The organism is Streptomyces anatolicus (assembly GCF_019400875.1).
Taxonomy (GTDB): Bacteria; Actinomycetota; Actinomycetes; order Streptomycetales; family Streptomycetaceae; genus Streptomyces; species Streptomyces anatolicus.
The window spans coordinates 1-10,881 of sequence record NZ_WMBF01000203.1 but is presented as its reverse complement, the minus strand read 5'-3'; the positions used below and the strand labels follow the sequence as shown (position 1 = coordinate 10,881).

The following is a 10,881-nucleotide window of genomic DNA, read 5'->3' as shown; positions in this document are numbered from 1 at the left end:
CCAGCAGCAGCTGCCGCCCCCCGGCGGCCGCCGCAGGCACCGCCCCGAGCCGCCGAAGCGCGGCCGTCGCGCCGCGCCGCGCCCCGCCGCGAAGGGCAGGCGCCCGAAGACCGTCCGCACGCCCACCGTCCTCCAGATGGAGGCCGTGGAGTGCGGCGCCGCCGCCCTCGCCATGGTCCTCGCCCACCACGGGCGGCACGTCCCCCTGGAGGAGCTGCGCATCGCGTGCGGCGTCTCCCGCGACGGCTCGCGGGCCAGCAACGTCCTCAAGGCGGCCCGTAGTTACGGCCTCACCGCCAAGGGCATGCAGATGGAGCCCGCCGCGCTCGCCGAGGTCAAGGCGCCCGCGATCCTCTTCTGGGAGTTCAACCACTACGTCGTCTACGACGGCACGGGGCGCCGCCTCGGCCGCCGGGGCGTCTACATCAACGACCCCGGCAAGGGCCGCCGCTTCGTGCCCTCCGAGGACTTCGACACCAGCTTCACCGGCGTCGTCCTCGTCCTCGAACCGGGGGCGGACTTCCGCCCCGGAGGCCGCAGACCCGGCGTCATGAAGGCGCTCCCGGCGCGGCTGCGCGGCACCACGGGCACGATGCTCGCGGCCCTGGTCGCCAGCCTGCTGCTCGTCGCGGTCGGCGCCGCGCTGCCCGCGCTCAGCCGGACGTACATCGACCTGTTCCTGATAGGCCATCAGACCTCGCTCCTCGGCGCCCTGTTCGCGTCGATGGGCGCGATGGTGGCGCTCACCGTGGTGCTGACCTGGCTGCAGCAGGCGAACCTGCTGCGCGGCCGCATCATCTCCTCCACGCTCGGCAGCGCCCGCTTCTTCCGGCATCTGCTGCGCCTGCCCGTCACCTTCTACGCCCAGCGCAGCCCCGCCGACCTCGTGCAGCGCCTCGCCTCCAACGACGCGGTCGCCGAGACCCTGGCCCGCGACCTCACCGCGGCCGGGGTCGACGGCGTCGTCGTACTCCTCTACGCCGCCCTGCTGTGGACGTACGACCCGCAGCTCACCCTCGTCGGCGTCGGCATCGCCCTGCTGAACATCGTGGCGATGCGCGTCGTCATCCGGCTGCGCGCCACCGGCACCCAGAAGCTGCGCGCCGACAGCGCCAAGCTCACCAACACCTCCTACACCGGCCTGCAGTTGATCGAGACCATGAAGGCGACCGGCGGCGAGAACGGCTACTTCCGGCGCTGGGCGGGCCAGCACGCCACCACCCTGGAGGAGCAGCAGCGCCTCGGTGTGCCGAGCGCCTGGCTCGGTGTCGTCGCGCCGACCCTCGCGACCCTCAACAGCGCCCTGATCCTGTGGATCGGCGGCCTGCGCGCGGTCGAGGGACATCTGTCGATCGGCCTGCTCGTCGCCTTCCAGGCCCTGGTCACCCGCTTCACCGCGCCGATCACCCGCCTCAACGGCGTCGCGGGCCGCATCCAGGACTTCGCCGCCGACGTCGCCCGCCTCAAGGACGTCGAGAACTTCCCCGTCGACTCCCTCTACTCGCGCCCGGAGCCGGCCGCGAGCACCCGCCGCCTCAAGGGGCACGTCACCCTCGACGACATCACCTTCGGCTACAGCCCCCTCGACAAGCCGCTCCTGACCGGCTTCTCCCTGTCGGTCGGCCCGGGGCAGCAGGTCGCGCTCGTCGGCGGCTCCGGCAGCGGCAAGTCGACCGTGTCCCGGCTGATCTCGGGGCTCTACAGCCCGTGGGAGGGCACGATCCGCATCGACGGGCAGCGCCTCGAGGACATCCCGCGCGGCGCGCTCGCCGCCTCCGTCTCCTTCGTCGACCAGGACGTGTTCCTCTTCGAGGGCACGATCCGCGACAACGTCGCCCTGTGGGATCCCTCCATCCCCGACGACGCCGTGGTCGCCGCGCTCCAGGACGCCTGCCTGTACGAGGTCGTGGCCCGCAGGCCCGGCGGCATCCACGGCCGCGTCGAACAGGACGGCCGGAACTTCTCCGGCGGGCAGCGCCAGCGCCTGGAGATCGCCCGCGCCCTGGTCCGCCGCCCCAGCGTCCTCGTCCTCGACGAGGTCACCAGCGCCCTGGACGCCGAGACCGAACAGGTCATCATCGACAATCTGCGCCGCCGCGGCTGCGCCTGCGTCGTCATCGCCCACCGCCTGAGCACCGTGCGCGACAGCGACGAGATCGTCGTACTCGACCACGGCCAGGTCGTGGAGCGCGGCCGCCACGAACATCTTGTCGCCGCCGGCGGCCCCTACGCCGACCTGGTCAAGGAGCACTGAGGTGACCCACGCCGACCTGGTCAAGGAGGACTGAGGTGACCCAGGAGCAGTACGTCCCCGCGCACGACACGGTCACCGCCGCCTTCGGCGCGCTCGGGACACCGGTCGACTGCGCGGGCCTGCGCAGCGTCCACCTGGAGGGCCCGCAGGTGCTGTGGCTCGTCGTGGCGGGCGCGCTCGACCTGTTCGCCGTCGACGCCGTGCAGCAGGGCCACTGGCACTTTCTGGGCCGCCTCGAACCGGGCACCCTGCTCCTCGGCCCCGTCGAAGGCCCCCAGCACACCCTCGTCGGCCGCCCCCTGGCCGGCTGCGAGCTGCGCCGCGTCCCGCTGCGCGAGCTGTACCGCCCCGACTACGGCGACACCTGGGCGTACGAGCAGCAGTACCCCACGGCGTACGACACCCAGGACGCGGCCCTGAGCCTCCTGGAGCACGCCTTCGCGCTCGGCATCGGACGCGGCCACCGGGTCCTGTTCGAAGCCCCGCTCGACGGCCGCACCCTGGCCGAGGACCCCGACGACGCCGTCACCGACGACGACATCCTCTGGATGCCGGTCGCGCCGGGCAGTGTGCGGTACGGATCCGCCTACAGCGCCGAGGCGGCGGGCGATCTGCTCGTGGACCCCGCGATGTGGCAGCGCATGGTCAACCAGCAGTACCGGCTGCTCGCCACGCTCGACCGCTGGATCGAACGCCTTGAGCGGGCCCACGAGGACCGCACGGCGGCCGGTATCAAGGCGGGCGAGAACGTCCGCGAGCAGGCCGACCGGACCCTCATCGCCGCCATCGGCCGTACGGGCAGGGACAGTTCACGCCGAGCCGACGCGCGGGGCGGCGACGACGCCACGTACGCGGCATGCCGCCTTGTCGCCGAGGCGGCGGGCATCACACTGGCGGGCCGGGCGGACGGCGGCGCGGTGAACGACCGGCTCGACCCGGTGGAGCGGATCGCGGTGGCCTCCCGGATCCGCACCCGCGCGGTGCGGCTCGACGGGCGCTGGTGGCGTGAGTACGCGGGCCCGCTGGTGGGGCACCGGGCCGCGAGCGGCGCGCCGGTCGCACTGCTGTGGCGGCGCGGCGGCTACGAGTCGGTGCACCCCACCTCCGGGCGGCGCACCCGCGTCGACAAGACCAACGCGGACGAGTTCGAGCCGCAGGCCGTCATGTTCTACCGGCCGCTGCCCGAGCGGAGACTGACGCCGTGGCGGCTCGTCCGCTTCAGCCTGCGGGGCACCGCGGGCGATGTGCGCAACCTCGCGCTCGCCTCGCTCGTGACGGTCGCGATCGGTGCGCTGGTGCCGATCGCGACGGGCCAGGTGCTCGGCGTATTCGTGCCGAACGCCGAGAAAAGCCTCATCGTCCAGGTCTCCCTCGCGGTCATGATCACCAGCATCGTCTCGGCGGCGTTCATGCTGCTCCAGAACCTCACCATCCTGCGGCTGGAGGGCCGCATGGAGAGCGCGCTCCAACCAGCCGTCTGGGACCGGCTCCTGAGGCTGCCCACCCGCTTCTTCACCTCCCGCTCCACCGGCGAACTGGCCAGCGCCGCCATGGGTGTCAGCGCCATCCGCCGGGTCCTTTCGGGCATCGGCCCCGTCGCGCTCCAGTCGAGCACGATCGGTGCGATGAACCTCGTCCTGCTGCTGCTCTACAGCGTCCCCCTCGCCCTGGCCGCCCTGGCGATGCTCGCCGTCATCGCCACCGTCTTCCTCGCCCTCGGCCTGTGGGAGCTGCGCTGGCAGCGGCGCCTTGTCGATCTTGGCAACAAGCTCAACAACCAGGCCTTCCAGACCCTGCGCGGCCTGCCCAAGCTCCGGGTGGCGGGGGCGGAGAGCTTCGCGTACGCGGCCTGGGCGGGGGAGTTCGCCCGCAGCCGCGAGCTGCAGCAGCGGGCGGGCCGCGTCAAGAACGCGACGACGGTCCTGAACGCCGTCTACCTCCCCCTGTGCACGCTCATCATGTTCGTCCTCCTCGCGGGCCCGGCCCGCGGCAGCCTGACCGCGGGGGAGTTCCTCACCTTCAGCACCGCCGTGACGATGCTGCTCACCTCCGTCACCCAGCTCACCGGCGCGCTCATCTCGGCGGCCTCGGTGCTGCCGATGTTCGAGCAGATCAAGCCGGTGCTCGACGAGGCCCCCGAGGTGCGGGAGGCGAGCACCCAGCCGGGCGAACTCCAGGGCGCGATCGAGGCCCGCGGCCTGTCCTTCCGCTACACCGACGACGGCCCCCTCGTCCTCGACGACGTGTCGCTGACCATCCGCCCGGGCGAGTTCGTGGCCGTCGTCGGGCCGAGCGGCTGCGGCAAGTCGACGCTGCTGCGCCTCCTGATCGGCTTCGACAAACCGGTGGCGGGCAGCGTGCTCTACGACGGTCAGGACCTGGCCGCCCTCGACCAGTCGGCCGTGCGCCGCCAGTGCGGGGTCGTCCTGCAGAACGCCCAGCCGCTCAGCGGCTCGATCCTGGACTGCATCCGCGGCGCGGAGTCGTTCACGCAGGAGGAGGCGTGGGAGGCCGCCGCGATGGCGGGCCTCGCCGAGGACATCAAGCGCATGCCGATGGGCCTGCACACGATGATCTCCGGCGGCGGCGCGGTCTCGGGCGGGCAGCGCCAGCGGCTGATGATCGCCCAGGCCCTCATCCGCCGCCCGCGCGTCCTCTTCTTCGACGAGGCGACGAGCGCCCTGGACAACGAGACGCAGCGCACGGTCATCGACAGCACCCGCGCCCTGAACGCCACGCGCGTCGTGATCGCCCACCGCCTCTCCACCGTCATGGACGCCGACCGGGTGATCGTCATGTCGGGCGGCCGGATCGTGCAACAGGGGCCGCCCACCCAGCTGTTGGCGGACACGAGCGGCCGCCTGCACGAACTGGTGCGCCGTCAGATGCGGTGACTCAGTCGTCCAGATGCGGTGACTCAGTCGCCGGGCAGGAGCCTGCCCTCCTCGTCCATCGTGGGATGCATCTTCATGGGGCCGTAGGAGTCCACGTCCGAGGGGCGGGGCGGCTCCGGGCCGTCGGGGCCGACGCGCACGAGCCGTTCGGTACGGCAGATCCGGTACAGGGTGTCGCCCACGCGCGCCTCGTTGGCGTGGCCCGCGGCCTTGAACTTCTCGGCGGCGCGCGCGTGCGCCGCCCGCTCCTCGGGGTCGAACTTGTGCAGCAGCGGCCAGGACTCCGTCATCGCGTCGTACAGCATCCGGCGGGCGTCGTGCGGGGTCGGCATCAGCGCGGTCCGCGGCCGCCACCCCTTCTCGCGGCGCTCGGCCACGCCGAAGCCGACGGGCAGCAGCACGATGCCGGGATGAGTGTGGGCGGCCCGCTCGGAGTCCTTGCGCACGTCGGCGGGGAACCGCGCGCCGGTATAGGTGAACTCCCGCAGCCCGAGCTTGAGGGCGCTCGACATGAGGCCCGGCGTGTCCTCGGTGGGGTCAAGGGTGAAACCGGGGTCCGCGGACGGCGGGTTGTGCCGCCCGGTCCACGAGCGGTCGGCCGGTTCCGGGTCGGTCGGCCGGGGCGGCTCCAGACCGTCGTCCCCCGTACGCGCGAACTCGTCGCCGCGCACCACGCGGTAGCGCACGCCGCGGACCTCCAGTTCGTTGACCGGCCGGCGCTCCAGGATCGCGACCGCCGCCAGCAGATCACGGCGCTCGGCGCGGTCGTCGGTGTCGTCCTTCGCCTTGAACCACAGCAGCGAGTTCAGCGTGTCCCGCGCCTGCTGGGCCATGCCGTCCACGACCGGCTTCACCACCCGCCAGTGGGGCCCGGCCGCGGGATCGAGCACGGCGATGCCGAAGACGGGGCCACGGACCGCGAGATACGGATAGCGGTACGACGCGTCGACGGCGTCGGCCTCGGTCACCAGCTCGGCGGGATCGTCGCGCTGCACCAAACCGGCGTGGAGCTGGTCCAGTTGTTGCTTCCAGTCATCACCCATGCGCACATTGTGGTGTCCCCGAAGGGGTGAGCGGGCTGAAATGCCGCAAGTGACCGAATGCGGCGGCTCGGTGATCGCTGGGCGGGGTAGGCGGGCGAAGCATCCCGGGGCATTCTTGACGCCATGTTGAACAAGGCGAATGCGGGGCGCGCCCACGTGACCGCGGAGACCGGACTCTCGTACGCGCACGGCACCAGCGGCACGCCCCTCCTCGGGGACACCATCGGGCAGAACCTCGACCGGGCCGTCGCCGCCTGGCCCGAGCGGGACGCCCTCGTGGATGTCGCGGCGGGCACCCGGTGGACGTACGCCGAATTCGGCGCCGCCGTCGAGCGGTTGGCGCGCGGGTTCCTCGGATCGGGGGTCGGCAAGGGGGACCGTGTCGGGATCTGGGCGGTGAACTGCGCCGAGTGGGTGCTCGTGCAGTACGCCACCGCCCGCATCGGCGCGATCATGGTGAACATCAACCCGGCCTACCGGGCGCACGAGCTGGAGTTCGTCCTGAACCAGTCGGGTGTCTCCGTCCTGGTCGCCTCGCGGGCCCACAAGAGCAGCGACTACCGCGCGCTCGTCGACGAGGTGCGGCCCCGCTGCCCCGGACTGCGCGCCGTCCACTACATCGGCGACGACGGCTCGTGGGGCGCGCTGCTGGCGGCCGCCGCCTCCGTCGGGCCGGACGAACTGGCGGCCCGGGAGGCGGAGTTGATCTGCGACGACCCGGTCAACATCCAGTACACATCGGGCACCACCGGCTTCCCCAAGGGAGCCACGCTCTCCCACCACAACATCCTCAACAACGGCTACTGGGTGGGCCGCACGGTCGGCTACACCGAGCAGGACCGGGTCTGTCTGCCCGTGCCCTTCTACCACTGCTTCGGCATGGTGATGGGCAACCTCGGCGCCACCTCGCACGGCGCCTGCATCGTCATCCCGGCGCCGTCCTTCGACCCCGTGGCGACACTCCACGCCGTCGAGCGCGAGCGCTGCACCTCGCTCTACGGCGTGCCCACGATGTTCATCGCGGAGCTGAACCTCGCCGACTTCGCGACGTACGACCTGAGTTCGCTGCGCACCGGCATCATGGCGGGCTCGCCCTGCCCGGTCGAGGTGATGAAGCGGGTGGTCGCCGAGATGCACATGGAGGAGGTCTCCATCTGCTACGGCATGACCGAGACCTCGCCCGTCTCCACGCAGACGCGCCGCGACGACGACCTGGAGCGCCGCACGGGCACCGTCGGCCGCGTCCTGCCGCACATCGAGGTGAAGATCGTCGACCCGGCGACCGGCGCGACCCTGCCGCGCGGCGCCTCCGGGGAGCTGTGCACGCGCGGCTACAGCGTCATGCTCGGCTACTGGAACGAGCCCGAGCGCACGGCCGAGGTCATCGACGCCGGGCGCTGGATGCACACGGGCGATCTGGCGGTCATGCGCGAGGACGGTTACGTCCAGATCGTCGGCCGCATCAAGGACATGATCATCAGGGGCGGCGAGAACATCTACCCCCGCGAGATCGAGGAGTTCCTGTACGCCCACCCGAAGATCGCCGACGTCCAGGTGGTGGGCGTCCCCGACGAGCGGTACGGCGAGACGCCGCTGGCCTGCGTGATCCTGCGGAGCCCCGACGACGTACTGACGCTGGAGGAGCTACAGGCGTACTGCAAGGGCAAGCTGGCCCACTACAAGGTCCCGGCCGCGCTGCGGATCCTGGAGTCCTTCCCGATGACGGTCTCGGGCAAGGTACGCAAGATCGAACTCAGGGAGCGGTTCGGGGGCTGACGCCCGCGGTGAGGGCGCGGCGCATGCAGAGGCGGGGCCACCGGTCGAGGCCCAGCTCCGCCTCGTGCGCGCGGATCTCTCTGAGGGCGGGGGTGAGTTCGGCGTCCGCGAGCGGGCGGAAGCCGATGCGGGCGTAGTACGGGGCGTTCCACGGCACGTCCGCGAACGTCGTCAGGGTGAGCGCGGTCCGGCCCTCCGCGCGGGCCCGCTCCGCGAGGTGGTCGATCAGCGCGCGGCCGACGCGGCGGCGGGCGGCCCTGGGGTGCACGGTGATCTGTTCGATGTGCTCGGTGGGCTTGATGGGCTCGCTGAGTACGTACGCGACCGGGGCGTCGTCATCATCGGTGGCGACCCACGCCCGGCCCGCCCGGCGGAAACGCTCCAACTCCGCTGTCGTGGGCGGCTCGTCGTCCGCGATGGCGTCCATGCCGAGGACGCGGAAGGCTTCGCCTGCGGCGCGTTCGATGTGCTGGAGGGCGGGGAGTTCGGCGGCGGTGGCGGGACGGATCGGCATGGGGTGAGTATGGCCCGGCGAAAACCGGTTGTGCCGCCCCGTTCCCGGCGTGGATCGTGTGCCGGTGATCCAGAGAGCGACCCGCCGCGGCGGACGGCCCCGGGCGGAGCCGACCGCAGGCCCCGTCGACCCGTCCGGGCTCGGGCGCGGGATGGTGTTGCTGCTCGCCGTCGTGTGCGGGGTGGCCGTCGGCAACGTCTACTTCCCGCAGGCCATCAGTCCGTTGATCGCCGAGGGGCTTCGCGTGTCCGCCGACACCGCCACGCTGGTGGTGACGGCCGTCCAGTTCGGCTACGCGGCCGGCATCTTCCTCCTCGTACCGCTCGGCGACCGCGTCCCGTACCGGCCGCTCCTCGTCTCGCTGCTCTCCGTCGCCGGGCTCGGCCTGCTCGGTGCGGGGCTCGCGCCGGGGCTCGTGCCGCTGCTCGCGGCGAGCGCCCTCGTCGGCGTCACCACCGTGATCGCCCCGATCCTCGCGCCCATGGCGGCGGGGCTCGTACCTGCGGACCGGCGCGGCGCCGTCACCGGAACGCTGCTCAGCGGGTCGATCGGCGGCATGCTGCTCTCCCGCGCCTTCGGAGGGGCCCTCGGCGAGTGGCTGGGCTGGCGTGCCCCGTATCTGACGACGGCGGCCATCGCCCTGCTCCTCGCGCTCGTCCTCTCCCGCGCGCTGCCGAGGACCACCGCGCCCTCCCGGCAGAGCTACCCCGCGCTGGTCGGGGCGTCCCTGCGGCTGCTGCGCACCGAGCCGGAGCTGCGGCGCTCCGGCTTCTACCAGGCGATGCTCTTCGGCGGGTTCTCGGCGCTGTGGACGGGCGTCGCGCTCCTGCTGTCCGGTCCCGCGTACGGGCTCGGGGCGTCGGCGGTCGGCCTGCTCGCCCTGGTCAACGCCGGGACCATGATCTGTACGCCGGTCGCGGGACGCCTGGTGGACCGGCGGGGGCCCGACGCGGTCAACCTGGCCGCCATCCTCGCGGTGCTCGCCGCGGCCGCCCTCCTGCTGCTCGGGGGGATCGGCGGCGCGGTCGGGCTCGCCGCGCTGGCGGTGGCGTCGCTGCTGCTCGACGTCGCGATGCAGTCGGGCATGGTCGCCAACCAGGTACGGATCTTCGCGCTGAGCGACGAGGCGCGCTCGCGGCTCAATACGGCGTACATGACGTGCGCCTACCTGGGCGGAAGCGTCGGTTCCTGGCTGGGGGCGCGGGCCTATGGCGTCTTCGGCTGGCCGGGGGTCTGCGGGCTCGTGGCGGTGCTGGCCGCGCTGGCCCTCGTACGGCATCTGCGGCATCTGCTCGCGGTCAGCGGACTCCGTGCGGGCGGAACTGGATGCTGATGCGGCCGCCCGTGGCGCGGGCCGATTTGGGGACGGCGTGTTCCCAGGTCCGCTGGCAGGAGCCGCCCATCACGATGAGATCGCCGTGCCCGAGGGGGTGGCGGACCGTGTCGCCGCCTCGGCGCGGGCGGAGCAGCAGGTCGCGGGGGGCTCCCACGGAGAGGATGGCGACCATCGTGTTCTCGCGGGCGCCACGGCCGACGCGGTCGCCGTGCCATGCCACGCTGTCGCGTCCGTCGCGGTAGTGGCACAGGCCGGCCGTCGTGAACTCCTCGCCGAGTTCGGCGGCGTAGTACGCGGACAGGGCGCGCCGGGCCTCGTCGAGTACGGGGTGGGGCAGGGGTTCACCGGCGCGGTAGAAGGCGAGCAGGCGCGGTACGTCGACGACCCTCTCGTACATCTGCCGGCGCTCGGCCTGCCAGGGGACGTCGGCGGCGAGGCGTTCGAACAGGGCGTCGGCGCCGGTGAGCCAGCCCGGCAGGAGGTCGATCCAGGCTCCGTCGCCGAGGACCGTCCTGCGGATGCCGTCCAGGGGGCGCAGGCGGGGGTCGTCGCTCTGGTCGAAGAGTGACCCTTGGAGCTGGTGGTGCCGTGCCATGGGTACAGAGTACTCCTCGTTCGAACAGGTGTGCCAATTCCTGTCCGGGCCGGGCCGCCTCAGGCGCCGGTCGCGATGAGTTCGTGCGCGGCGGTGTTGACCGGCCGGGGCGTGCCGGTGAGGTCCAGGGTGAACAGCGGCACGCCGAGCGCGTCCGCGCGGGCGCGGGCCTCGTCCGTATATCCGGCGAGGGAGAAGAAGGCGCAGGCCACGGGGTCGTCACCGGCCCCGGCCAGGGCGGTGAGCCACAGGCACTCGATGTCGCGCGGCGAGGTGCGGCGCGGCCCTGGGTCGACCTGGGCCAGCATCCCGCGCGCGGTGATCCGCGCCCCTGAGGGCGGGCGCCGGGCGGCACTACGGGTATGGAGAAACCCGAGCCACCGCAGATACAGCGCGGCCACGGTGACGGCGTCCCGCGCCTCCCGAATGGCGACGGGCCGGAAGGCGGGCCGGGGGCGTGGGGCAGTAC

7 protein-coding genes and 1 pseudogene are annotated in these 10,881 nt (G+C 72.6%); 4 read left to right on the top strand and 4 right to left on the bottom strand.

The features are described 5' to 3' along the window. Together GKQ77_RS18840 and GKQ77_RS18835 are read left to right on the top strand one after the other, a co-directional pair. A partial coding sequence (locus tag GKQ77_RS18840) for an NHLP family bacteriocin export ABC transporter peptidase/permease/ATPase subunit (protein ID WP_258021550.1) occupies positions 1 to 2,254 on the top strand: 2,254 nt, incomplete at its 5' end. 35 nt (positions 2,255 to 2,289) lie between these two features. Then, on the top strand, positions 2,290 to 5,148 hold the full coding sequence (locus tag GKQ77_RS18835) for an NHLP bacteriocin export ABC transporter permease/ATPase subunit (RefSeq protein ID WP_219690078.1): 2,859 nt from the start codon (positions 2,290 to 2,292) through the stop codon (positions 5,146 to 5,148). A 23-nt stretch (positions 5,149 to 5,171) separates the two neighbouring features. On the opposite strand, the gene GKQ77_RS18830 is transcribed toward GKQ77_RS18835, so the two are convergent. After that, the gene (locus GKQ77_RS18830; RefSeq protein ID WP_219690076.1) at positions 5,172 to 6,191 is read right to left on the bottom strand and encodes a DUF5954 family protein; all 1,020 of its coding nucleotides are present in this window, start codon (positions 6,189 to 6,191) and stop codon (positions 5,172 to 5,174) included. A gap of 123 nt (positions 6,192 to 6,314) precedes the next feature. On the opposite strand from GKQ77_RS18830, the gene GKQ77_RS18825 reads away from it, so the two are divergent. Beyond that, positions 6,315 to 7,967 (top strand): AMP-binding protein, encoded by a 1,653-nt coding sequence (locus tag GKQ77_RS18825; protein ID WP_219690074.1) that lies wholly within the window; start codon positions 6,315 to 6,317, stop codon positions 7,965 to 7,967. On the opposite strand, the gene GKQ77_RS18820 is transcribed toward GKQ77_RS18825, so the two are convergent. After that, the gene (locus tag GKQ77_RS18820; RefSeq protein ID WP_219690072.1) at positions 7,945 to 8,481 is read right to left on the bottom strand and encodes a GNAT family N-acetyltransferase; all 537 of its coding nucleotides are present in this window, start codon (positions 8,479 to 8,481) and stop codon (positions 7,945 to 7,947) included. The genes GKQ77_RS18825 and GKQ77_RS18820 overlap by 23 nt on opposite strands. Positions 8,482 to 8,632: 151 nt before the next feature. Between GKQ77_RS18820 and GKQ77_RS18815 the strand changes: the two genes are divergently transcribed. After that, entirely contained in the window at positions 8,633 to 9,814 is a 1,182-nt protein-coding gene (locus GKQ77_RS18815; protein WP_219690079.1) for an MFS transporter, read from the top strand. Here the strand turns inward: GKQ77_RS18815 and GKQ77_RS18810 are convergent. Continuing rightward, positions 9,780 to 10,412 carry an alpha-ketoglutarate-dependent dioxygenase AlkB gene (locus GKQ77_RS18810; protein ID WP_219690070.1) on the bottom strand — a complete coding sequence of 211 codons (633 nt, stop codon included), beginning with the start codon at positions 10,410 to 10,412 and terminating at the stop codon, positions 9,780 to 9,782. The genes GKQ77_RS18815 and GKQ77_RS18810 overlap by 35 nt on opposite strands. A gap of 59 nt (positions 10,413 to 10,471) precedes the next feature. Next, positions 10,472 to 10,881: pseudogene (locus GKQ77_RS18805) on the bottom strand (hypothetical protein); the annotation flags it as partial.